Annotated in this window: 18 protein-coding genes; 10 read left to right on the plus strand and 8 right to left on the minus strand. The window is 52.6% G+C overall.

Translation table 11 applies throughout. The features are described 5' to 3' along the window. The 5 genes from JUK32_RS13935 to JUK32_RS13955 form a co-directional block, all read left to right on the plus strand. A partial coding sequence (locus JUK32_RS13935; RefSeq protein ID WP_204139467.1) for a WD40 repeat domain-containing protein occupies nucleotides 1–926 on the plus strand: 926 nt, incomplete at its 5' end. Between the two features lie 511 nt (nucleotides 927–1,437). Further along, nucleotides 1,438–1,788 carry a hypothetical protein gene (locus JUK32_RS13940; protein WP_204139468.1) on the plus strand — a complete coding sequence of 117 codons (351 nt, stop codon included), beginning with the start codon at nucleotides 1,438–1,440 and terminating at the stop codon, nucleotides 1,786–1,788. An 89-nt stretch (nucleotides 1,789–1,877) separates the two neighbouring features. After that, the gene (locus JUK32_RS13945) at nucleotides 1,878–3,392 is read left to right on the plus strand and encodes an AAA family ATPase (protein ID WP_204139469.1); all 1,515 of its coding nucleotides are present in this window, start codon (nucleotides 1,878–1,880) and stop codon (nucleotides 3,390–3,392) included. Nucleotides 3,393–3,537: 145 nt separating this feature from the next. Further along, nucleotides 3,538–3,888: a DUF1257 domain-containing protein gene (locus JUK32_RS13950; protein ID WP_204139470.1), complete on the plus strand. Its 351-nt coding sequence runs from the start codon at nucleotides 3,538–3,540 to the stop codon at nucleotides 3,886–3,888. A 682-nt stretch (nucleotides 3,889–4,570) separates the two neighbouring features. After that, a complete protein-coding gene (locus tag JUK32_RS13955; RefSeq protein WP_204139471.1) occupies nucleotides 4,571–5,146 on the plus strand; it encodes a zf-TFIIB domain-containing protein in 576 nt (191 codons plus the stop codon). Nucleotides 5,147–5,162: 16 nt separating this feature from the next. Here the strand turns inward: JUK32_RS13955 and JUK32_RS13960 are convergent, their stop codons facing one another. After that, nucleotides 5,163–10,718 (minus strand): diguanylate cyclase domain-containing protein, encoded by a 5,556-nt coding sequence (locus JUK32_RS13960; RefSeq protein ID WP_204139472.1) that lies wholly within the window; start codon nucleotides 10,716–10,718, stop codon nucleotides 5,163–5,165. 525 nt (nucleotides 10,719–11,243) lie between these two features. Continuing rightward, the gene (locus JUK32_RS13965; RefSeq protein WP_204139473.1) at nucleotides 11,244–11,471 is read right to left on the minus strand and encodes a hypothetical protein; all 228 of its coding nucleotides are present in this window, start codon (nucleotides 11,469–11,471) and stop codon (nucleotides 11,244–11,246) included. A 717-nt stretch (nucleotides 11,472–12,188) separates the two neighbouring features. On the opposite strand from JUK32_RS13965, the gene sds reads away from it, so the two are divergent. From sds to JUK32_RS13980, 3 genes are all read left to right on the plus strand, one after another. Next, on the plus strand, nucleotides 12,189–13,160 hold the full coding sequence (gene sds / locus JUK32_RS13970; protein ID WP_204139474.1) for a solanesyl diphosphate synthase: 972 nt from the start codon (nucleotides 12,189–12,191) through the stop codon (nucleotides 13,158–13,160). Nucleotides 13,161–13,340: 180 nt separating this feature from the next. After that, nucleotides 13,341–13,817: a CYTH domain-containing protein gene (locus JUK32_RS13975; protein WP_204139475.1), complete on the plus strand. Its 477-nt coding sequence runs from the start codon at nucleotides 13,341–13,343 to the stop codon at nucleotides 13,815–13,817. 153 nt (nucleotides 13,818–13,970) lie between these two features. Then, complete coding sequence (locus tag JUK32_RS13980) at nucleotides 13,971–14,462, plus strand: YajQ family cyclic di-GMP-binding protein (RefSeq protein ID WP_204139476.1); 492 nt, start codon at nucleotides 13,971–13,973, stop codon at nucleotides 14,460–14,462. 289 nt (nucleotides 14,463–14,751) lie between these two features. On the opposite strand, the gene JUK32_RS13985 is transcribed toward JUK32_RS13980, so the two are convergent. After that, nucleotides 14,752–15,762: a DUF6492 family protein gene (locus JUK32_RS13985; protein WP_204139477.1), complete on the minus strand. Its 1,011-nt coding sequence runs from the start codon at nucleotides 15,760–15,762 to the stop codon at nucleotides 14,752–14,754. Nucleotides 15,763–15,766: 4 nt separating this feature from the next. Then, nucleotides 15,767–17,530, minus strand: coding sequence for a sedoheptulose 7-phosphate cyclase (locus JUK32_RS13990; RefSeq protein ID WP_204139478.1), 1,764 nt, complete (start codon nucleotides 17,528–17,530; stop codon nucleotides 15,767–15,769). Nucleotides 17,531–17,851: 321 nt separating this feature from the next. Here JUK32_RS13990 and ribD point away from each other — a divergent pair, with 321 nt between their 5' ends. Then, nucleotides 17,852–18,958, plus strand: coding sequence for a bifunctional diaminohydroxyphosphoribosylaminopyrimidine deaminase/5-amino-6-(5-phosphoribosylamino)uracil reductase RibD (gene ribD, locus JUK32_RS13995; protein WP_204139479.1), 1,107 nt, complete (start codon nucleotides 17,852–17,854; stop codon nucleotides 18,956–18,958). Nucleotides 18,959–18,981: 23 nt separating this feature from the next. Here ribD and JUK32_RS14000 read toward each other — a convergent pair whose 3' ends face one another. Beyond that, nucleotides 18,982–19,365, minus strand: coding sequence for a co-chaperone YbbN (locus tag JUK32_RS14000; protein ID WP_204139480.1), 384 nt, complete (start codon nucleotides 19,363–19,365; stop codon nucleotides 18,982–18,984). 937 nt (nucleotides 19,366–20,302) lie between these two features. Between JUK32_RS14000 and cobQ the strand changes: the two genes are divergently transcribed. Next, complete coding sequence (gene cobQ / locus JUK32_RS14005) at nucleotides 20,303–21,793, plus strand: cobyric acid synthase CobQ (RefSeq protein WP_204139481.1); 1,491 nt, start codon at nucleotides 20,303–20,305, stop codon at nucleotides 21,791–21,793. Between the two features lie 24 nt (nucleotides 21,794–21,817). On the opposite strand, the gene JUK32_RS14010 is transcribed toward cobQ, so the two are convergent. From JUK32_RS14010 to JUK32_RS14020, 3 genes are all read right to left on the minus strand, one after another. Further along, complete coding sequence (locus tag JUK32_RS14010; protein ID WP_204139482.1) at nucleotides 21,818–22,756, minus strand: TIGR04168 family protein; 939 nt, start codon at nucleotides 22,754–22,756, stop codon at nucleotides 21,818–21,820. Between the two features lie 159 nt (nucleotides 22,757–22,915). Continuing rightward, nucleotides 22,916–25,291, minus strand: coding sequence for an EAL domain-containing protein (locus JUK32_RS14015; RefSeq protein WP_204139483.1), 2,376 nt, complete (start codon nucleotides 25,289–25,291; stop codon nucleotides 22,916–22,918). A 38-nt stretch (nucleotides 25,292–25,329) separates the two neighbouring features. Beyond that, nucleotides 25,330–25,776, minus strand: coding sequence for a response regulator (locus JUK32_RS14020; RefSeq protein WP_204139484.1), 447 nt, complete (start codon nucleotides 25,774–25,776; stop codon nucleotides 25,330–25,332). Between the last annotated feature and the right edge of the window lie 54 nt (nucleotides 25,777–25,830).

The raw sequence follows: 25,830 nt of genomic DNA on the forward strand, positions 1-25,830 counted from the left end.
CCCAGACGGGAACGGCCACCCCGCTGGCTGCGGCCCAGGGGCAAGCGGTGAACTGTCTGGGTTGCTCGGCCCAGGGCGATCTGTGGGCTTGGGGCGGCCAAGCGGGGGAGCTGTGCCTCTGGCAAGCGCAGACCAGTCAACCGTCGGTGCTGGCTGCTTACGATGGAGCCTGGATTGATACTTTGGCTTGGCACCCCACCTTGCCACTGCTGGCTTATGGCATTGGCTCTACGGTGCATATTTGGGAGGCGACCACCCAGCAGGCGGTTGCCGCTCTCAATTTTGAAGCATCATCGGCGCTACATTTGGCCTGGCATCCTCAGGGCGATCGCTTGGCGGTGAGCGGGCACGGTGGGGTCAAAGTCTGGTCGCAGGCTGATTGGACCGCGCCCCCAACGGCGATCGACGTACCAGGGGCGAGTTTGTGTTGCGCGTGGTCTGCCGATGGTCGTTATCTGGGCTCCGGCAACTTAGACCGCACCCTCACCGTGACCGAATGGGGCAGTCCCCCTCCATGGCTAATGCAGGGGTTTCCCGGCAAGGTCAGACAAATTGATTGGTCAATGCCGGATACGTCTTTGGGGTCGCCGTTAGTGGCGGCAGCTTGTGTCGAGGGCATCACCGTGTGGGAACGGGGCCCCCAGGCGAAAAAAGGCGGCTGGCAGTCCCAAGTTTTGCAACATCACCAAGACCGGGTGAATGCGATCGCGTTTCAGCCCAATTCCTTGCTACTAGCGTCGGCAGGGCAGGATGGCCGGGTAGCCCTGTGGCGTGAGGGTCGCAAACTAGATCAATCGCTCCAAGTATTTTCCACAGGCGTTTCTACCCTCGCTTGGTCACCCACAGGCGATCGCCTATTGGCCGGAGGCAACAACGGCGAAGTCGTCCTTTGGCAAGTGTCGCGCCGCGCGCAAGGATTTGGCTAATCCCCTGGTTTGCCGTGTAAAGCTGAACCCGCTTCCTTCCTTAGTCATCCATTAGGCAGCTTGATCTTGGGGTCAACTTTTGGTGTCGGCCTGAGCTCCTTGTGGATAAGCGGGCTCAAAAATTAGGGCGATCGCCCCGCAAGACGACAATATTGCGCTACCTTGACTGCGTTAGATTGGATCCACGAAAAAATCAAAACGTTGTCATCGGCACATCGCAGAACCAGCGCTAATTGTCCCTCTCCGTGAGCGATCGTTTCGGCCAGACAAATTACGGTGTTGCGTTTGATTGCGAAGAGCAACAGTTCTTAACCAGCGATCTCGGAAGCATCTCAAAGACCCCAAAGCGTTTCCAGCAAAGGAAAAAAGCCCGTAAGCCGGGCTTGCCAAGTAGCTCAATTATTGCGAAATGTAAACAAAAAGACGTCATACTGGCATTCTGTCTTGACAGTCATGGTGGATTGTCGCTACCTTGACATCCATACCCGGGTCACGTCAGTTGGAATGCGACATGGAAGACCAGCAAAAAGCTACTAAAGTTACGCTCTACCTCACATCAGACTTGCATCGTCAATTGAAAATTCGTTCAGCGGTTGATGGTGAGCCGATGTCTTCGCTAGCTGAGAAGGCGCTCCAGTTTTATTTGTCACATTCTGATGTCGTCGAAGAAGTTTCAAGTCACGGCAGCACCCATCGAACTTACAGCTGTCCTAGTTGTTCCGACGCGGTCGTGGTTAGGGATGGTGACCTCATGTCGGTCAAAGATGTGTCTGGGTCGTCGGACGACGAGTTAACAGTCGGAGTTTCTGATGTGATTTCGGGCGGTTCGCGTCCCGAAGAAGGCCAACTGGTTCACTGCTAGGTTGGTGGCCCTTTTGGTCAGGGGTTTTGTTCGCGCTTTGGGTCGATGTTTCGCCGCTTCTTAAGCGAATGTAGTGTCAGGAAGAAGTCATGAGAGAAGATCTCAACATACTCGTACAGGCGCAATATCCCCTCGTTTACTTAGTAACCTTCGAGGAAGAGCGGGCTGAGCAGGCGGTTGCGAGCGTAGCTCAGCAGTTGCGGCCCCAGCGGCGGATCTTTACCTGGACAATGACCCATGGCATTGTCGAGTATGGTCAACCTCGTAATGTCACTCAGCACAACAGTACGGTGTCTCCTGAAGCGGCTGTCGAGTGGGTAACCCGTCAACGAGAGCCTGGGATCTACATCTTCAAGGATTTGCATCCGTTCAAAGACTCTCCCGCAGTGACTCGTTGCTTACGGGATGCGATCGCTAGCTTTAAAGACGCTCAGAAGACTATCGTCCTGATGTCGCCCGTGCAGGAAATTCCTGTGGAACTCGAAAAGGAAGTCGTTGTACTTGATTTCCCGCCACCCACCATGGCTGAGTTGAACACGGTGCTTAGCAGCGAATTAGATGTGGCCAAGTCGACTCGTATCACGACGGACGTGCGTGAGAAGCTTTTGAAGGCAGCCTTAGGTCTGACACGGGACGAAGCCGAAAAGGTCTATCGCAAGGCCCGAGTCACGGCGGGCAAGCTTACCGAGAGCGAGGTTGACATCGTTCTCACTGAGAAAAAGCAACTGATTCGGCGCAACGGCATTCTCGAATTCATGGAAGTTGATGAAACCATCAATTCCGTTGGTGGTTTGGAAGAGCTGAAGCACTGGCTGACCCAACGCTCTAATGCTTTCACCGAGCGGGCGCGGGAATATGGGTTGCCTCAGCCGAAAGGCATGTTGATTTTGGGTGTCCCCGGCTGTGGTAAGTCGTTGATTGCTAAGACGACTTCGCGTTTGTGGGGACTGCCGCTGTTACGACTAGATTTGGGGCGCGTTTATGACGGCTCCACGGTGGGGCGATCGGAGGCTAATCTACGCAATGCCTTGCGCACTGCTGAATCCATTTCGCCAGCTATCCTCTTTATTGATGAAATTGATAAAGCCTTCGCAGGTAGTTCGGGTTCGTCAGATTCTGATGGGGGGACCTCTAGTCGGATATTTGGTACCTTCTTAACATGGATGCAGGAAAAAAGATCCCCTGTATTTGTGATGGCCACGGCCAACCGGGTTGAACGGTTACCTGGTGAGTTTCTCCGGAAAGGTCGATTTGACGAAATCTTCTTTGTGGATTTGCCGAATGAGGAAGAGCGTCAAGAAATTTTCAATATTCACTTGCAGAAGCGCCGCCGTGATATCGAGCGGTTTGATCTGCTTCAGTTAGTTAAAGTTTGTGATGGGTTCTCGGGCGCAGAAATTGAGCAGGGCATTATTTCGGCGATGTATGAAGCCTTTGCCCAAGATCGAGAGTTTACCCAACTAGACATTATTGCTGCAATTCGGTCAACGATGCCCCTGTCGAAGACGATGAATGAACAGGTGACCGCCCTGCGCGATTGGGCGCGTCAGCGGGCACGGCCGGCTGCAGCCTCCGTCGCTGAATACCAGCGTATGGAGTTTTAAGGCTTTTTCTCTGATCCGTCAGGGAAAAGGGCTAGCATTTTTGCTAGCGTTTATCTCGAAGGTTGATTAGGGATTCATCCCCTGTCCGTCTTCATCTCTCTCAAACCTCGTTGTCTCTCTCAAGTTCTCTCCAGGAGGAAACACCATGTCTCACTTCAGCACCTTGCGCACGAAAGTGACCGACGCTGTAGTTCTTAAGCAGTCTCTCTGCGACCTCGGCATTTCGGTGAAGACCGAAGCTGATGTCCGCGGCTATAACGGTCAGCGCGTTCGTGCCGACATCGTTGCTGTTCTCGAAGGCGAATATGATCTGGGCTGGTCTCGCAATGCTGATGGCAGCTTTGATCTCATCGCTGACCTCTGGGGTGTTGCTAAAAAGCACAACCAGACTGAGTTGATCAATTCGATCAACCAAAAGTATGCAGTTAACAAGACCTTGGCTGAAGTCAAGCGTCCTGGCTTGCAAAACGCTAACGTCAAGTTGGTGCTTCAGTAAGCTCAATTGCGTTCCCAGATATTTTGGGTGACTCTGTTTTTGCAGAGTTGCCCATTTTTTATGACTTATTGTTAGTGGTTAAGGTCAAAGATTTCTACAACCGGAGGGAGATGCCCGCAAGTATTTTCCGGAAGGTAATCATTAGGCAAAAACTCCGGTGTTCTCGCTGATTGAGAACCTTTACTGTTATCGAACAAGTTTGCTATTTGGCCAGGAAAATAGCAGAGTCGCCGAAGTATAGATCGCATCATTTTGTCCAACGTTTGAACTTTTTGTTGGGCCAACTTTGGGCGGTTAAACCTCTGAGTAAAGGTGAGATGATGTCTTTATCTGGTATCGAAGCCCATCCTGATTTGTCTCGTAATTTAATTCCTTCAGGGCATCTTAATCTGATGGGGACGATTAAGACGTCGGAGGCGAATGATTCAGGATGTCGAGCGATCGCGGCAGGGAAATCAGGGGACAAGCATCCCAACGGTGAATCGGTATTGATATGGATACCGTCGAGGACTTGTGTGCTTGCGGTAATCGGCACCTTGACTGGTGGGCATCTATAGCTTTGTCCGCGATCTTCAGATAGGTGCATTTCAGCCTGGCAAAGTCACTCCTGGTTGAGGTCAGGTAAATTGCATGGTGATGGAGTGGTTTAATAGAACTGCTTTGTTGGTTTTGATGTCTGGTTATGGTGAAGTGCCCTAAGGAACTGAAGGTCGATCTCAGCGATGGCATGTTGTCTGGCGACCTGTCGGCCCTGTGTTGTCCCGACTGTCGCGGCGCGTGGATTCGACCTGAAAGCTATGCTGAGTGGCAAAATCAGCGCGGGGTTGGCCGCGACGCTGAGCCCGAGGTGGCGGTGGTTCCCAGCCAAGCTCCGATCGACTTTCAACCCTCATCCTTGGATAATCGGGCTGCCCTTTGTCCTGACTGTAAGAACTATCTAGTTCGAGGGCGAGTGCAGCTATCAGGGACGACATTTTTTGTGGAACGGTGTCCCAACTGTCGTGGCTATTGGTGCGATCGCGGTGAATGGGAAGTCTTGCAACGGCTCCGGTTAGACGAACATTTGGACTATATCTTTAGCGACCAATGGCAAAGTAAGGTTAAAGTGTTGGACTTTGCCGCGCGAGAAAAAGCTGCCACCATTGACAAACTAGGACCAGAAATTGCCAACAAAGTCTTTGAGCTAGCACAACTGTTGGAAGCTCATCCCGATGGCGATTTTGGCGTGGCGTATTTGATGCGACGGTTTGAAGAGTAATTAACTTGAAGAGTCATCAACCCAGCGATTCGGTGTGCGCATAAACGCAGTAACGATCGCGCCCCTGTTGTTTGGCTTGATAGAGCGCTTTGTCCGCTTGAGCGATGAGGTTTTTCGGCTCGCTGTCAGGGTGTGGAACCTGGCTTGCGATGCCCATGCTGAGGGTGACGTAGGTGGCAACTTCTGAGCGGTTGTGGATAATCGCTAGAGCCGTTACGGTCTGTTGGATAGTTGTGGCGATCGCGATCGCACCTGCTGCTGTGGTCTCAGGCAATACAATGGCAAATTCTTCGCCGCCATAGCGGGCCACCATATCTGCCGATCGATTTACCACCTGGGCGACGGCCTGTGCCAAGCGCACCAAACAATCATCGCCCGCTTGGTGACCATACTCGTCGTTATAGCGCTTAAAGAAATCAACATCAAACAAAATCAGCGAGAGTGGTTTTTGGGCGCGTTGCAGTCGTTGCCATTCCGTTGCCAGTTTCTGGTCAAAGGAGCGGCGATTTGAGACTTGAGTCAGCCCATCAACATTCGCGAGTCGATGCAGTTCCTGATTGGCTAAAAGCAATTGCTCTTGGGCGCGCTGACGTTCTTGCACTTCTTGCGCTAACTCGGCGGTACGCTGATGAACGGCCTGTTCCAATTCATGGGAGTAATCGGCCAAGAGCTTTTGGGCGCGTTGGCGCTCGGTAATGTCTTGAAAGACAGCGATGACGTACTTGAGATGTCCTGACTCGGTCATAATCGGAGCACTGTGCAGCTCAATCGGAATGGTGCGATCGCCGGCGCAAATGGCTAAATCATCAACGGCACTGGCAATTCCCAGCAGGGCCTGGCGGATAGGTAACTTTTCGGCTGGGTAACGATCGCCGGTTTCGACCACCTGAGCCTCAAAAAGGTGGGCTAGGGGGGCCACGTTGCTGCTGTCCGCCACTGCCCCGTTCAACAAAGCATGAGCCTGCTGATTCATATAATGGGGGGTGCCATTGCTCCGAAAAATGCCCACCCCGATGGGCATCGCTTCAATAAATTGCATCAGTTGCCGTTCGCTCTCGCGGGTTTGTTCGTACAACCGCGCATTGTCGAGCGAGATTGCCGCTTGGGCCGAGATCAAATTCACGAGCTCTAAGCGTTGTGGGGTGAAAGCTCCGGCGACCAAATTATTTTCTAGGTAAATAATGCCAGCGAGTTTGCCCTGGTTATGCAAGGGGGCACACAATAGCGATCGCGGCTGCTGGGTTTGAATATAAACGTCTTGTTGAAACTGTCTGGCTTGGGTGGCGTCATTTAACACGACGCTATCGCCCGTGCGCGCCACGTAGTTGACCACCCCGATGGCGAGGCGATCGCTGGCCGCCGCCAACCTGGCATTGGTGAGGTCAACCTTCGCCGCAGCCATCTCATAACTCGCCGCAATCTCTAATTGACCATCGACCTCAAAGAGCAACAGACCTCGCTGCGCCCCCGCATTTTCAAGCAGCAACTGCATCAGCGTGGCCAAAAGCTGGTCAAGTTGAATCTCTTCGGCAATGGTTTTCGCTGTTTCAATGACCGTCAGTAAGTCCAAGTCTTGATTTAAATGATTGCCCGTGCTCGGTTGCCGGTGTCCGGATGTTAGGGTCTGAGCCTGGTTGAGCCCCTGGACTGGTCGCTCTAGCTGAAGATGTTCGCCAAAGCTGGCCTCCATCTGGGCGACTTTGGCCGTTGCCCCCCACTGGCGGTACAAAAACACCGCTTCTTGAAAATAGGCTCGCGCCACGATTAAGCGCTGTTGGGCCAGATAAAATCGGGCGGCCCGTTCGCAAGCGAGGCCCGCTTCGACCATAAAGTCACTTTGCAGCGCTAGGTCAATGGCCCGATCATAGGCTGCACTTGCCGCGTTATGCCGCCGCTGCAAACGATGAAGCTCGGCCTCGACCAAGGCGAGCTTGTGTCCATAGTTCGCTGGGGCTGACTTGGCCCAACGGTTGAGCTGACGGCGGTGATGGCGCACTGTGCGCAAGAGCGATCGCCGCCGAACTGGACTGGCAGATTCTGCCACCGCTAGCCGTGCCAAGGCATCATAAAACACGTACCAACCTGAGATATACAAGGCGACCACAGATTTGATGTAGGGCTTTGCCTGATCGGCACTGGCAACCGCCTGATCTGGCTGATCAAACCAATACAGCAGAAAAAGTTTGTAACTGTGCAGGTAAAAAATCGCTGTGCGGTAATCATCTGTGAGGTGCTGTGGCAACAGTTTGGCCGCGTTATAAAAAGGCCCCTCCAGGCGTAACCGCAGGTCGCCATTGGTCGTCAAAGCATGGATAACTTGCCGCGACTGCTGAATGAGTTCATAAATCGGCTGCTTCTTAAATTTCAGCACTGCAGCGGCGAGGGTGTCAGCCTGTTCGGCAAGTTCAGGAAGTGATTCGCCCAGGAACAACCGATGCATAATTGACATTTGTCCGCAAAAGCTCGCATACTCCAAATCCCCCGTTTCGCAGCCTAGCTGAAATCCCTGCTGGAGTTCTGGCAGGGTGGTGGCGAGTGGCTCACGCCAGTGGCGAATAAAAGTGTTCATTACAAATAGGGTGCGCGCCGATAAGGCCCGAGTGCCGCAGCGATCAAGGAGGGCGATCGCCAGTTGCCCATACTGATAGCCACCCTTTAAGTCGCCAACGACACCGCACATAATTAGGCCGTACATGGCATAAGAGAAGGCGGAGTCAGGCAAATTGCCCTGCTGTGCAGACAGTTCTACTTGCCTAAACACGGTGAGAGGAAACAGGTTAGGCACTGCGAGATAAGTCGCCGAAGCAATGCTGGCTAAGACTTTGGTCGCCGCGATCGCTTCCGGGGTCTGCATTTCTGGCAGTCGCGCCAGCTTGTCGGTCGGTTTGCCCCATAGGGCTAGCTTGGCTCGTCCTAACCCCCATACAATCTGGAACTGGCTGGGCTGCGCCGGCAGTCGCACCCCTAATTGGCGCAGTACGCGCACCCCCAGCTGTGCTGCCGCCGCTAACTCATGACGCGCCATGAGGGCTTGAATTTGCACTGTATAAACGGGCACGCAATCTATGATGCCGGACGCGTGACTGACCACAGCGGTGATGAGGTGATCCATCTGCTCAAAGTGACCGTTGAGCAGGGCGGCCTCGGCGGCGGTTTGGGTTAATGCCAGGGTGAGGCCATACTGCTGCTGCCAGGCATCTGCACCTAGGCAATGCAACCCGGTTTTGAGATAACTCCACGCTGGCCCGTAGGCAGCAGCTGCGAGCCCTTTTTGGCCAGCGGTCAGATTCAGCCGCGCGAGGGCGACCCGCTCTGTCGGTTCGTTCAGCCCCTCCACTCCATAGTTGAGATGGTTGACGAGATCAAAGATCTGTTCCTGCTGCTGGGCGGGCGTGAGTTGTTGTTGCCAGGTGCGGCCAATGCACCAGTGCAGCTCTGCCACCTGGTCTGGCGCAATCAGGGAGTAGGCGGCTTGTTGCACGCGATCATGCAAAAATCGATAGCTCACTTCGGCTTGCTGCACATCGGTGGGCGGAATCAGGTCGCTTCCCGCGATCGCCTGCCACAGTTTATAGTTGTCGTTCTCAGGAATGATGAACCCAGCCTGGACCGCTTCCCAGAGGTGGGCTGCTGTGATGGACAAAGGCTCTGCTTGCACCGCTGCCACCAGTGACAGCGCAAAGTGATTGCCGATCGCCGCCCCGACTGGCAACGCTGCTTGGGTGGCCTGAGGCAATTGCTGTAGTTTGCCCACCATCAACGACACCACATTGTCAGTTATGTTGGCAGCTTCAATGTCGCTTAAACTCCACTGCCATCCCCGCTGGCGATCGCAGGTGATCAACCCGGCCGCATCCAGCGCCTTCAGAAATTCCCCCATGAAGAAGGGATTGCCGTCGGTTTTGACTTGCAACAGACGGGCCAGCGCATTGCAGGCCGCCGTTGCAGCCTGGGGAAAGGTGTCATGCAAGAGCTGCACGACATGCTCAAACTGCAAAGGTTGCAAATGTAATTCCTGAATTCGGACTTGTGCTTGCTGTAGCTCAGCTATGAGGTGTCGCAGCGGATGGGTCGCCTCCACTTCGTTATCACGATAAGCGCCGATGAGCAATAGTGATTGGTGGGCCTCGGCTTGTAAAATCACCTGAATGAGCTGAAGCGAGGCATTATCAGCCCACTGCAAATCATCTAGAAAGAGAATCAGCGGGTGCTGAGGCTGACTAAACACCCGAATAAACTGTTCAAACACCAGATGAAGTCGGTTTTGAGCGGCCCCCGTACTTAACGGGGGAACGGCAGGTTGTGGCCCGAGGATCAGCGCTAGCTCCGGAATGACCGCAATTAATACCGATGCATTTGGGGTCAGGGCTTGCTGCAGGGCATCGCGCCATTTTGAAACTTCGGCTTCGCTACGGGTTAGCAATTGCCGCACCAAGGTCGTAAAGGCTTGGATCAAGGCGCTGTAGGGCAGATTGCGCTGCAACTGGTCAAACTTACCGCTGATATAGTGGCCGCGCTGGACGGTGATGGGTTTGTGGGTTTCTTGCACTAAGGCGGTTTTGCCAATCCCTGAATAGCCCGAAACCAACACCCACTCAGCCAGAGTGTCGGGGCGGGCAGTGCGATCGCAGGCCGCCAGTAGCGCTGCCACTTCTGTGTCCCGACCATATAGCTTCGCCGGAATTTGTAAGCGATCGCGGTGATCGGCCTGCCCCAGTTGAAACCCTGGAATTTGACCAGTCTCAACCCAGGCCGTTAAACAGCGCTGCAAGTCGTGAGCGATACCATCCGCGCTGGAATAACGCTCCTCTGCATTTTTCGCGAGTAGTCGCAATACCAACTGCGACACCATCGGCGGAATCTTGGGATTCAAGGTTTCTGGTGGCAACGGCGGACGCGCCAAATGACTGTGAATGATGGCCGCCATGTCGTCCCCCACAAATGGGGGGCGACCCGTCAGCAGATCGTATAAAGTTGCGCCCAGGGAATAAAAATCAGTGCGATAGTCCAACGGGCGATTCATGCGGCCAGTTTGCTCTGGCGACAGATAGGCGAGGGTGCCTTCGATCGCTTCCAGCGATTGCAGCGAAGGCGTTTCACGGCTCAGCTGTGTTGCAATTCCTAAGTCAATAACTTTGAGCCGCATCGATGGCGGATGCAGCACCACATTTGCCGGATTGATATCCTTATGAATGACATTTTGACGATGGAGCGCCGCCAAAGCTTGGGCAATGTTTAGACCGATTTCTAACCCTGCCGCGATCGACACCTGGGCCGCCTGCTGCGATCGCCATTGCTGTAGATCAATCCCGCCAAAATCCTCAAAAACAATGACCAGAGTCTTACGCCAGGTTTGCAGCTGATGGGCTTTGATCACCCTAGGACAATCGAGTTCTCGGCAAAGTCGATATTCCTGCTGATATCGCTTCAGTTGCTCAGTCGTGGGATAGTCAGCCTTCAAAACTTTGAGGATAACCGTCTGAGCATCAGCCATCTCTTCCGCCCGATAAACCCGCGAATTAGGGCCATCATAAAGCAGGACAAAATTATGATATCCAGGAAGGCTAAGCATCAGGTTGAGCTGGGATAGTCAACTTACTCATAAGCCAATATTGGAGCGGATATTGCCCATTCCGTTTAAAGTTAACGAGGATTAATAATGGCTGGGAGACGTCACCATGAGCCTGCGTGATGAACCGCAGTTCCTTGCCTGGCAGGGTATGCAGCCTTTCCCCAAGAACCCAGATTTTAGACCATCATTTTGATGGCAATAACTGTAAAAATACGGGGTCGCCGTCAGTCAGAGACGCCTGGGTCGATGGCCTCAGCAGCCGAACTCACTGCCTGGGTTCGGCGTTGTAGTCACGCACGTGATGGCGAGACTCAGAACGATTTAACGCGCTGCCCCGCATAATGTGTGACGGAGTTTTTGGACGATCTCACCGACTGATTATGAGCGCTCTGCTTGCCGCCATAAAATAAGCCAGGCGGCGGAACCACCTGGCAGCGATTGTAAGGTTACTGAGAAACAGGCTACGCAAGGCAATTATTCCAATCGTTGAGCCGTTGCACAGTGGCCTTTGAAGATAGTCCAGATCTAAAAAATACTGCGTCGTTTGCCTGATTTGCCCCAGCGCTGCGCCCACCAAAGCAGGCCATAAACGACAACAAGATAAGCGATCGCAAGCATCAAAATCCAAATAGTCGGTGTCAGGAGGAGATTCATCGTGATGAGCGGAGAAGTGGAGTGAACGGCGGCAATAAACAGCACTGAATAACCGACTAGACAGTTGCCGCTAAAGCTCAAACAGCTCTTCTGCTTCACGCGAGACACGCGAGATCAGTATGACTTGGATGGATTACTGGAACCGCCATAGCCTTCAAATGAGCAGCCAGGACAATTTCAAAATTACTCCCACCCAAAACTAATCGCTTGCTTTGCGATAGGCCAATGAACCCCTAGAGATAACAACAAGTGCCTAACAACTGTTGCAACAGAACAAGTTCGTAAGAACCAGCAACAAATTGGAGGACAGCACTATTCAATTTGCTTCAAAACTTACCGTCAGTCTAACACACCTACGAGTGCTCCTAGACTTCTCCAGTAAAGAGATTTGCATGGTTTTCAAAAACATCTTGGCTACTTAACTTTTATTTAAGTTTTGCAAGCAAATAATGCGGCCACTGGCGACTATCGCCTGTTTTTGGCACCTCACATTGGTTCCTGAAGTGGTGGATTATGCCAATCGGTTTGCTCGGCAATGCTGCGTTCTTTACGTAGGGCTTGCCCCAAAGTTTGGTGGGTGATGCTGACACTTGATCGAGGTCAATAAGTCTCAGGTTGCTACGGCACCAGGTTTTGACTCTTAATGGCTGGCGTTAGCAGTAGTGTGCTGAGTGAGGTGATTCGGCAAGTTGAGTCTGTCGGCGATCGTCTCATTAGGAGTTTTCATCGCTGTGATTCCCACCTGCTGTTGTGGTTGCCTTAGAATAGACTGAGAACTGTAAAATTTCGTAAACCTCCGCCTGGGTCGGCTTATCCATGGTTCCAGTGACATCTCTATTTGCACCAGTCGAGTCCGATCTTCAAGTTCTGGTAGAAAACTTGAAGAATTTGGTTGGTGCAAAACATCCCATTCTGTACGCTGCTGCCGAACATCTTTTTGGCGCAGGCGGCAAACGCATCCGCCCTGCCATCGTGTTATTGCTGGCAAGAGCTGTTTCCACGGGATCTGACATCCTGCCGCAGCATCGTCGCTTGGCTGAGATTACTGAGATGATTCACACGGCGAGTCTGGTGCATGACGACGTCGTCGATGAATCTGATGTGCGGCGAGGCGTGCCGACCGTTCACAGCAGTTTTGGGAATCGGGTGGCGGTGTTAGCCGGTGACTTCCTGTTTGCCCAGTCGTCGTGGTATCTCGCTAACTTAGACAATCTAACTGTGGTCAAGCTGTTGTCTGAAGTAATTATGGATCTGGCAGAGGGCGAGATTCAGCAGGGGCTTAATCGCTTTGACACCGATTTGACTTTGGAAGCTTATCTAGACAAGAGTTATTACAAAACGGCGTCTCTGATTGCGAATAGCGCGAAGTCGGTAGGTGTTTTGAGTAGTTTGCCGAGTCATCAACTGGATAATTTGTATGCTTATGGCCGTTCTTTAGGGCTGGCGTTTCAAATTGTTGATGATATTTTGGATTTCACCGGGTCTAGCGAGGTTTTGGGTAAGCCAGCTGGGTCCGATTTGAAGAGTGGTAATCTGACTGCGCCAGTGCTGTTTGCTTTGCAAGAAAAACCCTACTTGAGGGGAATGATTGAACGCGAGTTTGCAGAGCCAGCAGATTTTGAACAGGCACTTGATTTGATTCACCACAGCGAGGGCATTGCCCGATCGCGGGAACTCGCAACTCAACAGGTGCGGCAAGCGATCGCCTGCCTCGAAGACCTACCCTCGTCAGAGTCGCAGAAAGCTCTGGTTGAATTAGGCAACTACGTTTTGCGGCGCGTCTATTAATCTGTCTTTAACCGTCACAGTTCCGTTTGAGCTCGTTAGTGTTGCCCATGAGCAGATAGTCATCGCACGAAGGCAGTCCTCCCCAGCACTGCGGCACTCATGACCTTTTTGCAGTTCATCCGAGTAGAAGCTGGACATTGGCAAGGGTATGATCGACGTGTCTAGTGCAGGGTAGCCGCGATGGCACAAGAAATTGAGCGTAAGTTTTTGGTGACTGATGTGGCCTGGCGACAATACGTCAAAGGCACGCTGTATCGCCAGGGATACCTTCCCACCCAAAATGGCACGACGGTCCGGGTCAGGGTAGTGGGCGATCGCGGTTATCTCACGATCAAAGGGCCAACCAACGGGGTGTCGCGACAAGAATTTGAATATGATATTCCGCTAGCCGATGCGGAGACCATGCTGGCTGATCTCTGTCAGCCGCCCCTAATTGAAAAATGGCGTTATCGCATCAACGTCGGCAGCCATTTATGGGAGATTGACGAGTTCTTGGGCGATAATGCTGGCTTGGTCATGGCTGAAGTCGAGCTAGAGAGCGAAACCGAAGTCTTTGACCTGCCGCCTTGGGTGGGGGCTGAAGTCTCCCACGAGGCCCGCTACTATAATTCCAACCTGGCTAAGGCCCCTTACCGTTCTTGGTCAGAGACCCCATAATCAATTACCGCTAATCCCTCCAAGTCGGCGCAACGTTCATTGGACTTTTCTCTGCTGTAAGGTTTAAATCAGAGGCATTAGTGATGTAGGTTTAAGAACGTTGCTGAAATGCCCATGCAACGTGTTGTCCGTGTTGTTAGCCGTTTGGAGCTTATGGCCTCTAACTATTCCTTTGATGTCGTTAGCGAATTTGATCGTCAAGAACTGGTCAATGCGATCGATCAGGCCAGCCGCGAAATTACGAACCGCTACGACCTCAAAGACAGCAAAACCTCTATTGATCTAAGCGAGAATACCATCACGCTTGAAACCGATAGCAACATGACGTTGCAGTCGGTGCAATCCATCTTGCAAACGAAAGCTGCTAAGCGCAATTTGTCGCTGAAAATTTTTGACTTTGGTAAAGCCGAATCGGCGAGCGGTGGCCGCGTCCGCCAGGTCGTCACGCTAAAAGAAGGCATTGATAAGGAAATCGCCAAAGATATTTCTAAATTTGTGCGTGACAACATCAAAAAGGCTCAGGCCTCGATTCAAGGAGATGCGGTACGGGTGTCGGCAAAATCTAAAGATGATCTGCAAATCGCTATTCAACTTTTGAAGTCCGCAGACTGGCCAGTGGCGTTGCAGTTCACTAACTACCGTTAACAGGATTTCGGTCCTAGTCAGTTGCGATCGCCTCTTAAAGCCTGCCCTGTATTACTGCAATCAGGTTTTGAGAATCGTTCGCTTTGAATTGAGGATTTCAACCCGTGATCCCTTCCTGGCAACAAAAGGGATGGCCGATCGGCTATCCCTTTTAAGTCATAGATGCTCGCGCTATGGAAGCTGCTTAAAAATAACGCCCCCGATCGTAGGGGTTTGGCAATGCCTAACCCCTACAGAAAGCGTTGTAATGTTGGGGGTGTCATTTAAGCGAATTCCCTATCGTCGTTGATTAAGTGCTGGCAGTGGCTACGCTGCGAGGATTCCAGCGCGATCGCGACTCCTCAATGTGCATGTTCTTCTCGTCTTTTTTGAGGTGCCGGGGACTACTCTCAAAGGACAGCGAAGACGGCAGGAGATCAGTGCCATAAGCTTGCTGAATAAAGGCTGACACCGTTTCATAGCTTGGCGAGAATGGCTCGTCGGTAGCCGCTTGTGCTTGCTTTAAAGCTGCTGAAAACAGTCCTGTGCCGTCATCAAAGAACCGCTCTGTGGTCGCGCCATAGGCTTCATAGGGATGAAACGCGAGGTCATCGGGAGCCGTCGCCGCCACCCATGACGAATAGATCCAGTATTCGCCATAGGTGCCAAATTCATTGGCCGATCGCATCATCAGTTGGAGCCAGGGTTCCGTCGAGCCGTAGTAGGCTTGCACTCGCTGGGCCATAGCCTGTAAGTGCGATCGCTTAAACCACATGTGATGCGGAATAAACGTCCCTGCGGGGTCTATGATTGCTTCGACCTGCAGGACTGAGCGAATCCAATTGGCCCAGGTATCCACGATTTTGGCATTCCCCGTCTGGTTGCTTTGCAGCAGCGCAAATGCGTGTTTGGTCGCTCCCTCCACCGTTTGAAAAATCGGCCAAGTCGCCACTGGCAGCAGGTCGCTATCCCACACGAGATACCACTCGCTGAGATCAGGAATGCCTTCGTAAGCCCCCAGCTTTAATAGCTGCTGGTAGAACCAGCCTGGCGTGTACAACGATTCCCCCAGATCTAGCTCCGCGCAAATCGACTCCTTCGAGAGACCGACGGGACTAAAGAACGGCTCCTCTTCGTGAACCACAATGGGAGCGGTTTGCCAGTGGGTAACCTGAGTCCGCAAGGGGGCCGCTTCTGGCGTCGGCGTAATGATGTGGATGGTGCGGGGTTGATAGTGCTTGGTGAGTCCCTCCAGCACTGCCCGTGTATTCCACCGCAGTTTGAATAGTGGAATGACCAGGTCAAATGTTTCGATAGACATCGGGTTACGCGATCGCCTCCTGCACTGTTGACAACACATCTGCACCAGTTGGAGTATGGTGCGCCACCGTTGACGGATCTTCGAGACCCACATCACTGCAAAGCGGATCAACCCCCACGCCAGCCCGAGGATACTCCGCACAAAGGGTCTGGTATTCCGAAACCGCGATGATCAACTCATCCTGAGTCATGGTGTTGAGATAACCGCATTGCCCAATCGTGCCCTTCGGGAGCGGAGCCACGAGATTATTCCCCCGCTTTTGCACCATTTTTTCCTGAGCTTCCCACATGAGATCGCGATCGAGCAAAATGTCACTCCACAAACTCAGACCAAAGGAGCTAATCAAATTCAGAATGCGTCGGAAATCTTCCTGACTAATCCACTCATGGCGATAGCTCAGGTAAGCACCAAAGCCCATGCCAACGGCGACGGCATGACCATGCAGCAGTCCCGCCGCAATTTCAAAGCCGGGAGACCAGGTATGACCATAGGCATGGGGGCGACACTGATGGGTCTCGTACAAGTTGTCGTACTCAGCTTCGACATAGCTACGCATCGCCGCCCCCAAAATTTTCTGAGAGAGCTCACAAATCGGCGCATCAGCATGACAGTCCAAGGTGCCAAAGCGAGTCGCGATCAGTTCGGGGCCAGCTTGTTCCAGGTAAGCAAACAATTCTGCATCTTTGACGGTCGCCATTTTGATGATTTCCGCGATGCCGTGACGCAACCATCCTTCTTTCAAAGTTTTGAAGAAAGCGCGATCGGTAATTGACAGCACGGGCGCATGGTAAGCCCCAAACAAGTTTTTGTACCCAAAGCCATCACAACAGGTGCGTGGTGATGGACCGGCATCAATCCCCGCCACAATCGAAGTCGACAGCATCACGTAGGGTGTGTTGCGGTGATAAAGGGCACAGGCCAAACCGCCAGTATCCGTCAGAACCCCCCCCCCGACAATCAGGACCGGCTCATTCCGCGACACCCCCAAACGCTTAAAGTCGCCCAGCATCCGTTCTACCGTGTGAATGCCTTTATCGACTTCCATGGCCCGGTAGACCAGCTTATCTAGCTGAATGCCGTAGTGGGCAAAATAATGCTCAATCTGCTCGCCATAAAAGCGCTCCACGTTCTGGTCAAGCAGAGCGACACAGCGACCAGCAGAGATGTACATATCTCGCAGGATGGTTTGCTGGGGATCGAGTACATTTTCCAGTACCCGAATGGAGGTGAAGGTACTGGACGTCATCACCGCCTCAACCGTTTGGTCGTCTTCAGTGCTGACGACAAAGCCCTGACTCTGACGATAACTAGAAGTGGGATAAATCGCGTGCGGATCCGCTTCCACCAGATGCTCGGCTAGCTGCCGATAAAAAGCCCCCTCAGAACTGTGAACCAAAACCTGCAGCAGCTTTTCTTCTCCTAAGGATGATTGACGAATTTGGGTCGCTAACTTAGACCAAGCCACCCCAGCGGCAATATCGAAAGCGCCCAACAGTTCAGACAGTAAACCAAAGAAATGACTAAGCGAGCTATTGAGGCAACTTCGCAATCGACGACAGGCCGATAATCCTTTAATCGCTCCGACCATCGCAAACTCCTGCCCGAGCTCGGGGGCAAAAGCAGGAGCGTTGATCAAAGCCAGCAGCAAATCACGAAACAGCAGACTTGCAAACAGCTGATCAGTCGTACGTTCCAAGTCTTGACTGAGCAACGATGTGCCGTCGTGGGCTGCAATGAAGGCTTTTACTGCCGAAGTAGTCGATGTCATCACAAGTTCCTGAAAAAACGTTGGCAACAGTTATGCAAGGACGAGTCGCCCATTGTTTACGCAACTTAACACAGCCGACTAATAAATTCTTAAAAGAACATTACAGATAGAAAGGCACTTGCGGTGTTATGGTTCTTGGTTAGGTTGTAGTAAAACCGTTCTGCTGTGACTGATGCTGGTTCAAGACGCGATGATGCGATGACTGGATTGCTAGTCATCAGGTTGATTAGAGCCAAGTAATTCAAGCGATACAAAACGGCTGGTGAGATGAACTTGCCAAAATAGGGACGGTTTCGGTTGAGTGAAATTGAGGTTTGTCCCATGTCTTCGACGATCGCCCACCACGCCGATGACCACAGTTGGATGCAGCGCTGTCGAGAACTCGCGCAGCAAGCAGCAGGCAAAACCTCCCCTAACCCCTTAGTCGGGTCGGTGATTGTTAAAGATGGGGAAGTTATGGGCGAGGGCTGGCATCCGGGCGCGGGGCAGCCCCATGCCGAAGTGTTTGCCCTTAGAGCGGCGGGCGATCGCGCTCAGGGGGCCACCCTCTACGTCAATCTGGAACCTTGTAACCACACGGGGCGCACGCCGCCCTGTACTGAAGCGATTATGACGGCTGGCATTACTCGGGTCGTCGTGGGCATGATCGACCCAGATCCGCGAGTGGCTGGCAGTGGCGTTGAGCGGTTACGGCAGGCAGGCATTGCAGTGACCGTCGGCGTTGACGAAGCGGCCTGTCAAAAATTAAATGAAGCCTTTGCTCACAGCGTTGTGCAGCAGCGGCCCTTTGGCATCTTGAAATACGCCATGACCCTCGATGGCAAGATTGCGACTTCAACCGGGCATAGTGCCTGGATCACTGGCCCCGACTCCAGGGTCTGGGTGCATCGATTACGCAGTCGGTGTGATGCGGTGATTGTGGGTGGGCAAACTGTGCGCCGAGATAATCCGCGCCTCACCAGCCATGGGCAAGGCGATCGCAATCCCCTGCGAGTGGTGATGAGCCGCCATCTCGATTTGCCCGAACAGGCATATCTCTGGGATGTTGAATCAGCTCAGACGCTAGTTTTTTGCTGTTTAGAACGTCCCGTTAGACGAGAACAGCAGCTAGAACACCAAGGAGTGGAGGTGATCGCCCTGCCAACCTTAGAACCGCTAGACGTATTTCACGCGCTGCAAGAGCGCGGGCTGCGATCAGTGTTGTGGGAATGTGGTGGACAGTTGGCGGCGCGCGCGATCGCGCAAAATTGCGTCCAAAAAGTCCATGCCTTTGTCGCGCCCAAAATTGTGGGAGGCACTGACTGCCCAACGCCCGTTGGTGACTTAGGCATTCGCAAAATGAACAAAGCAATTAACCTGACCGATGTAACGCTCACGTCAATTGCCTCTGACATGCTGATTGAGGGATACTTGCCGCCATTGGACTAAACCAGTCCCCCAATCATGCCGATTTAGGCTCCGGTGTAAGGCTGAATCTTAATCGAGGGCTCTAAGCCCACGAGTTGATGACTACAGTCATTCAGATATTTGGCTAAAGAGGCCTTAAGGCCGTCGCGACTGTTAATGCCTTCAATGCGATGGCAAAGCTCACCATTCTGAAACAGCAAAATTGTTGGCAGCGTAGTTAACCGATACTGATTTGCCAGCCTGAAGTTCTCGTCAGCATTGACATCTACTAGTCGGAAACTACTCAACCACTCATCTTGCAAGCTCAGCAGCAGTGGCTCAACCAAACGGCATACGCCACACCAAGGTGCCCAAAAATGGACAAGGACGGGAACAGGTGATCCCAGGACTTCAGCCTCAAAAGTCGATTCGTCAGCCTTCAAAGACATAAGATTGTAAAGCGGTTCATAAAAAAATTACTTTTGCGTTTATTGTATCGGAATCAGGTCGCCATCATCAGGTTGCCCTAAGGTTTTGTGGGCTTCTGATAACATCTGACACAGGTTAAATATTTGACTGAGTATTTTTACTCTCTTAGATGATTATTTTTTGATTGGCTTGATCCTGTCGGTTTTAAAGCGGATTACCTGCAAGCTGCGCTGATCTCGGTCAATGCTAAACGACACCACTTCCTCTTTCGCGGTGGGTTAGCCATTGGTTGTTCAGATTGTTCGGCGTTAGCTGAGAAAACCCCCAAAGAGATTCAAATAAACTTCACAAAAATCGCTGGAGATTTTGACGGGTTTACACCAAAGGGGCCGCTAGGGGGCAATGTTTGGTGGTGATTTTGCTCTTGTTGGCCGGCACTAAAATTTCACCGTTGCGACATTTGCAGAGCAGATAAGGCAGTTGCCGAATCCCGGGCGATGCTCCAACCCCTGACGACATTAGGTTTTCGCGATGGGACGCCATTGGGTGGGCTGATTGACCAGAGGGCTCTACCGCCCTGGCATGGACTTCGTCCTGAACCGGATGCGGATGGTCACTGTCACCTCTGGGTGGCGGTCTCCTGGCTTGCCGTCAAATAATATATAGATCCACATCACACACTTCCCGTAGCATTGCCTTGACGGGTGACATAAAACTGCAGCAGCGGGATTGGTGGCATTGGATCTTTGGGCGACCAACAAAAATGCTTGATCAGGCGTCTATGCCCACAGCGCTTGTACGGAAGTTTCCGGCGATCGCTTGGCGCATTAGCTCTCGCCTTGGGTATTCTTACCAAAGTGACTAGCTGCAGGTTAACCACGATTTTGTGGGCCTTGGCGATCAGTCTGGCGACAGACCCTCATCCACCGCTCAGCGGGATTTTTTTTGGAGGCAACCATGCAGGCGATTATGGTAGTGGGCACCACATCCCACGCAGGCAAATCCCTAGTAGCGACCGCTCTTTGCCGCATGTTAAGTCGTCGCGGCTGGCGGGTAGCCCCATTCAAAGGGCAAAATATGGCCCTCAATGCTTATGTCACCAACGGCGGAGCCGAAATTGGCTACGCGCAAGCAGTGCAAGCTTGGGCGGCGAAGGTCGCCCCCCAGGCAGAGATGAACCCCATTTTGCTCAAGCCCCAGGGAGACATGACTTCGCAGGTCGTATTGCGGGGGCGCGCTGTGGGCCACATCACCGCCAAAGATTACTACGAGAAATTCTTTGACACGGGTTGGCAGGCCATACAAGAGAGTTTGAGTCGCCTGGGGCAAGAATTTGATTTTTTGGTGTGTGAGGGGGCTGGCAGTCCAGCCGAAATCAACCTCAAGCATCGTGACCTGACCAATATGCGAGTCGCTAAGTACCTCAACGCGCCCACGGTGCTGGTGGCCGACATTGAGCGAGGCGGCGTATTTGCCCACATAGTGGGGACTTTAGACCTCCTAGATCCCGATGAGCGGCAATTGGTCAAAGGCATCATTATCAACAAATTTCGCGGGCAGCAAGACATCTTGCAACCGGGGATCGATTGGTTGCAAGAGCGCACGGGGATTCCGGTAATTGGCGTGTTGCCGATGCTCAATCAAGCGTTTCCGGCGGAAGATTCCCTCTCGCTGCTGGATCGAACGGCTAACAAAACGAATGCTTCCATCACGATCGCGGTAATTAAACTGCCGCACATTGCTAACTTCACCGATTTTGACCCGCTGGAGTCGGAAGAATCGGTGCGGGTGCGATACGTGAGCCCCGGTGAAGATTTAGGCTACCCTGATGCGGTGGTTTTGCCTGGCACCAAAACCACGATCGCTGACATGCTGGTCTTGCAGCGATCGGGACTCGCTGAAGCGATTCAAAATTATATGCACGCGGGCGGCACTGTTTTAGGCATTTGCGGCGGCTTCCAAATGATGGGGGAATATCTGGCCGATCCTGAAGGTATCGAGGGGCAAGATGGTCGTTACAAAGGCTTGCAACTCGTGCCCATTCGCACGGTGATCACGACGCGCAAGATTGCTCGCCAGCGCGAGACGAGTTCGCAATATCCGCAATTGGGCTTGCCCATTGCGGGCTATGAGCTACACCAAGGCCGCACCCAACTGGTCGCCTCAGAAGAAGCGACCAGTAGCCTCAAATTTGACTTCTTATTTGAAGACAAATCGCTGGGCATTGTCGATACGCGGCAAGCACTGTGGGGCACCTACCTCCACGGGCTGTTTGATAATGGCCCCTGGCGGCGGGCTTGGCTCAACTGTTTGCGCCAACAACGGGGGCTGAGTTCGTTACCGACTGGGGTCGCCAATTTCCGCGAACAGCGGGAAATGATGCTGGATGGCTTGGCGGATGAAGTGGAAACTTACCTCGATTTAGCCCCTCTCTTGCGGTCGCCATAGCCTGGATGGACAGGGCGCTTTGGATTAGCGCAGGGGCTGTAATGGTTTTGGAGCTGCTAGGTCGGCCAGTAAATCTTCCGATGAAGTGATGGTGTGAGTCTGATCTACCCAGACCAGCGTCGATCGCTGCGCCTGGCGGTCGGTCAAGGTGACGAGGGAAAAATTACGCTCGCAGGCGGTGGCCGTTTGCACGATGCGGGGCACGCAGGCGGCATTGAGATACAAGGTGGTGGCAGAGTCGCAGCTGACTCGCTGCCGCTGCCGATCTTGGCGGTGACGCAGATGGTGATGCATATGCCCAAAGGTCACCAGAGGCACAGACTTGCCGATGTGCTGCGCATAGGCGATCGCGGCGGCAAAGTCGGGATCGCCAAAATCACCACCGATCGGCTGCCAATCTCGCCCACAGGGGGATTCTGGCGCATCACCCAGCCCCGTTGGTCCGCAGTGACCGACAAAAATTAAGGTGTCAAACGCGGCGGCATCAATGGCCTGCTTCATGCGCGCCAAGGATTCGTCAAAGCTGTGGACGCCGTAGCGATCGCGATAAAACGCCTCATATTTCCACTCGGAACCGCCCCAGCTAAAGGGCCGCCCCCCAATCACCGTCACCCCTAAGTCGGGAAAATCGCGTTTGCCATAGCTCACATCCGCTGGCCCCAGCAGCTCAATTTGCTGTTGTACCCAATCTTCGGTTTGGCGATCGTACGGGCATTTACGGCGGCCCCAAGGGGTCGCTGTATACCAAGCATCGTGATTACCAAAAATTGCGGCTTTGGGTAATGGCAAGGACGCGATCGAGCGCACGACGCCTACCGCTTCGTTGCCAAAATCTCCCACAAACAAGACTAAATCTACCTGGAGACTTTGTAAGGCCGCGATATCTTGCTCATCCCATTGATCATGCACATCCCCAATTACAGCAATTTGCAGGGTGGCAGGGGGCGCAGCAATATCTATCATGGGTCTCGGTATTTTATCTTTACTTAAGGATAAAGGGTCAGCGAAAGACTTGACGAGGTCTCAGCTACCCGCAAGATGCGCCTACCCATCGCGTGTTCTTGCTGAGTGAAGATGCTGGCTGACGTCAGGCGGGCCAACCCGACAAGCCTCGCGATCGCTCTAACCCTTCGCAAGATGCTGCTCTAACATCTGCTCGGCTTGGGCGGCGGTCAGCGGTCGAGAAAACCAGTAGCCTTGGCCCAAGGTGCAGCCTTGCGCGAGTAAAAACTGCACCTGTTCAGCCGTTTCGATACCCTCGGCGACGATATCAAGTTCCATATTTTTCCCGAGAGCCAAAATAGTTTTGACAATGGCCTGACTGTCAGAACTCTGTTCTAAGGTCGACACAAACGACTTATCAATTTTGAGCACGTCTTTGGGAAAGCGGAGCAAATAACTCAGAGAAGAATAGCCCGTCCCAAAATCATCCATGGCGACTTGAATATTTTTTGCCTTGAGCTGTTTTAAGGTTTCCAGAGCCGCCGTTTCGTTTTGCATGAGGGCGCTTTCGGTGATTTCGATTCTTAACTGTCGACAGTCAATGCCTGTATGGCTCACGATGCGGTCAATTTGTCCCGGTAAATCTGGTTGCACAAACTGCATGGGGGAAAGATTGACGCTGATGTGGCCCCGTTGTGGCAACTGCGACCAGCGCTGCACCCATTGCTGCCATTGGCGGCAGGCTTGCCAAATTACCCATTCCCCGATTGGTAAAATTAGCCCGGTTTGTTCGGCAATCGGGATAAAGCTGTCGGGCGATCGCATTCCCTGTTCTGGGTCATGCCAGCGAATCAGGGCTTCAAAGCCGCATAACTGATGATTGTGTTGACGCGACAACCGAAAAATCGGCTGATAAAACAGGACAAACTCATCCTTACTCAAAGCGCGGCGGAGATCATTTTCTAGTTGTAGCCGCTGCTTGACCTCCGCATGCATCGTCCAGTTAAAAATCTGATAACTGTTGCGACCTTTGTCCTTTGCTTGGTACATCGCCGTATCGGCATCACGGAGTAATTGCGAAGCATCATCATAGTTAGGGGCATCAATGACGATGCCAACACATGAACTGATGAAAATTTCTTGCGATTCTAGGGTGATGGGTTGTTGCAAGATGGCTTGAATGCTTTTCACGACGACGAGCACATCATCAATGCTGTCGATATCTTCGAGCAAAATCGCAAACTCATCACCGCTGGTGCGCGCCAGCGTGTCGCCTACCCGCACGCACTGATCGAGGCGGGCCGCGACCACCTGGAGCAAAAAGTCTCCAGCATCGTGTCCTAGACTGTCATTGATAATTCGAAAATCATCCAGGTCTAAAAACAACACCGCAAAATCGCCCAGTTTCTGTGGAGTGGTTTCATCCTGGTCACGATGGGCGATTTGGCGGGCATGGTTGAGCCGGTCGAGAAATAAGGCGCGGTTGGGCAACCCCGTTAAGCCATCGTGAAAGGCATCGTGACGCAGTTGGTCTTCAATCCGGCGGCGTTGCTCTAATTCTTTCTGAGCCTGGGTGTAAAGCTTAATCTGATAAATGGCGATCGCACATTGCTCCGCCACTGCTTTGATCAGCGATCGCTCCACCACACTCCACTGCCGAGGTGTGTCAATCTGATGGAGAGTTAGCACCCCTAAATATTCTTGTTGGTAATTGAGCGGCGTCAGCAGGGCCGATTGCAGGCCATATTCTTGCAAAAAGTCGGCCTCGATCGGCGACAGTGCTGCATCTTCGAGAGTGAGGCTCATCTGCTGACCCGCCTTCAGTTGGGGCTCAAAATGCCGACATAGCTGGCAAGCCCGCCCTTTAAAACTGTCCAGCTCAGCCGACGAAAGACTGACATACTCGACCACTACCTGATGTTCATCGTGGGTCGGTTGCGCCACAATGCAGCGATCGACGCCCAATGCCGCTTGTAACTGCTCAACCGTCGTTTGCAGTACCTCTTCCGAAATCAGCGTTTCGCGAATGGCCTGAAAAATCTTGTTGAGGATGGATTCTCGCCAAGCCTGCTGCTCAATTTGCGTCAAAGCTCGGCGCTGCTGTTGCTTGAGTTGGGCCTCAGCCAAAGCTCTGCCTAACACCGTTGGTAAACGGTAGAGCCGATCTTTCAACACGTAATCGGTCATACCCGTTTTGATGCATTCAACTGCCGCTTCTTCACCTAAGCTGCCAGTTACCAAAATGAACGGCAAAAACGGTTGCTGTGCCTGCACCACTCGAAAGACATCAGGGGCGCGTACTCCCGGCAGTCGGTAGTCGGCCAAAACAGCATCGAACTCACCGCTTTGCAGCAGTGATTCACATTTCTGTAAAGAATCCGCGACTTGAATAGCGCAGTCAATGCCCGCAGAACTCAGGGCTAAATCGATGAGTTCAACATCTGCTTGGACATCTTCGACAACCAGTAAGCGCAGGGAAGAGGGTGCGGCAATCAACTGATTGCTGTCAGAAAGATCAGTAGTTACTCCCTGGATAGAGAGAAAACGATTGGCCATGAACACGGAGATTCCCTAAGTTGCCCCTATGATTCCCGTTACGATGTCAAAACGCTAAAAGGGGAATTGATCGTCATCCAATAGCTTCCGACCAGTTTCACGAATTCCTGAAATTGATGAAAATCCAACGGCTTGACGACATAACTATTGACGCCTAGATCGTAACAGTCCCTGAGATCACAATCTTCCGACGATGACGTCATGATAACAACCGGTAAAGTTCGTGTCCGGCGATCTTGACGAATTGCCTGTAAAACTTCAATCCCTGTTAGTTTTGGCAGCTTTAAGTCCATCAGCACAAACTGAGGCAATGGGGAAACCGGCAATCGATTTTGATCGCCAATCAAGTATTCAAGCGCTTGAGCACCATCGGTCAAAACATCTAAAGTTTGAATGAAGGTGAAGTCCTGAATCGCCAGTTGGACCAGTTCAATGTCGTTGGGATCGTCGTCTATAAGCAACATCTTATAAGGGTCAATCGTCATCTCAAACCTACACGGAAAATTTTCAAAGGAACTACTGTTGAATCTAGTCTAATC

Source organism: Halomicronema sp. CCY15110 (genome assembly GCF_016888165.1).
Taxonomy (GTDB): Bacteria; Cyanobacteriota; Cyanobacteriia; order Phormidesmidales; family Phormidesmidaceae; genus Halomicronema.

What these genes read in the sequence shown, in the direction of transcription:
- JUK32_RS13975 (WP_204139475.1), top strand. Translation starts at nt 13,341, where the DNA reads ATGGCACAAGAAATTGAGCGTAAGTTTTTGGTGACTGATGTGGCCTGG.
- JUK32_RS13950 (WP_204139470.1), top strand. Translation starts at nt 3,538, where the DNA reads ATGTCTCACTTCAGCACCTTGCGCACGAAAGTGACCGACGCTGTAGTT.
- JUK32_RS13955 (WP_204139471.1), top strand. Translation starts at nt 4,571, where the DNA reads ATGGTGAAGTGCCCTAAGGAACTGAAGGTCGATCTCAGCGATGGCATG.
- JUK32_RS13960 (WP_204139472.1), bottom strand. Translation starts at nt 10,718, where the DNA reads ATGCTTAGCCTTCCTGGATATCATAATTTTGTCCTGCTTTATGATGGC.
- JUK32_RS13980 (WP_204139476.1), top strand. Translation starts at nt 13,971, where the DNA reads ATGGCCTCTAACTATTCCTTTGATGTCGTTAGCGAATTTGATCGTCAA.
- JUK32_RS13985 (WP_204139477.1), bottom strand. Translation starts at nt 15,762, where the DNA reads ATGTCTATCGAAACATTTGACCTGGTCATTCCACTATTCAAACTGCGG.
- JUK32_RS14000 (WP_204139480.1), bottom strand. Translation starts at nt 19,365, where the DNA reads ATGTCTTTGAAGGCTGACGAATCGACTTTTGAGGCTGAAGTCCTGGGA.
- JUK32_RS13990 (WP_204139478.1), bottom strand. Translation starts at nt 17,530, where the DNA reads ATGACATCGACTACTTCGGCAGTAAAAGCCTTCATTGCAGCCCACGAC.
- JUK32_RS13945 (WP_204139469.1), top strand. Translation starts at nt 1,878, where the DNA reads ATGAGAGAAGATCTCAACATACTCGTACAGGCGCAATATCCCCTCGTT.
- JUK32_RS14020 (WP_204139484.1), bottom strand. Translation starts at nt 25,776, where the DNA reads ATGACGATTGACCCTTATAAGATGTTGCTTATAGACGACGATCCCAAC.
- JUK32_RS14015 (WP_204139483.1), bottom strand. Translation starts at nt 25,291, where the DNA reads ATGGCCAATCGTTTTCTCTCTATCCAGGGAGTAACTACTGATCTTTCT.
- JUK32_RS14010 (WP_204139482.1), bottom strand. Translation starts at nt 22,756, where the DNA reads ATGATAGATATTGCTGCGCCCCCTGCCACCCTGCAAATTGCTGTAATT.
- sds (WP_204139474.1), top strand. Translation starts at nt 12,189, where the DNA reads ATGGTTCCAGTGACATCTCTATTTGCACCAGTCGAGTCCGATCTTCAA.
- ribD (WP_204139479.1), top strand. Translation starts at nt 17,852, where the DNA reads ATGTCTTCGACGATCGCCCACCACGCCGATGACCACAGTTGGATGCAG.
- JUK32_RS13940 (WP_204139468.1), top strand. Translation starts at nt 1,438, where the DNA reads ATGGAAGACCAGCAAAAAGCTACTAAAGTTACGCTCTACCTCACATCA.
- cobQ (WP_204139481.1), top strand. Translation starts at nt 20,303, where the DNA reads ATGCAGGCGATTATGGTAGTGGGCACCACATCCCACGCAGGCAAATCC.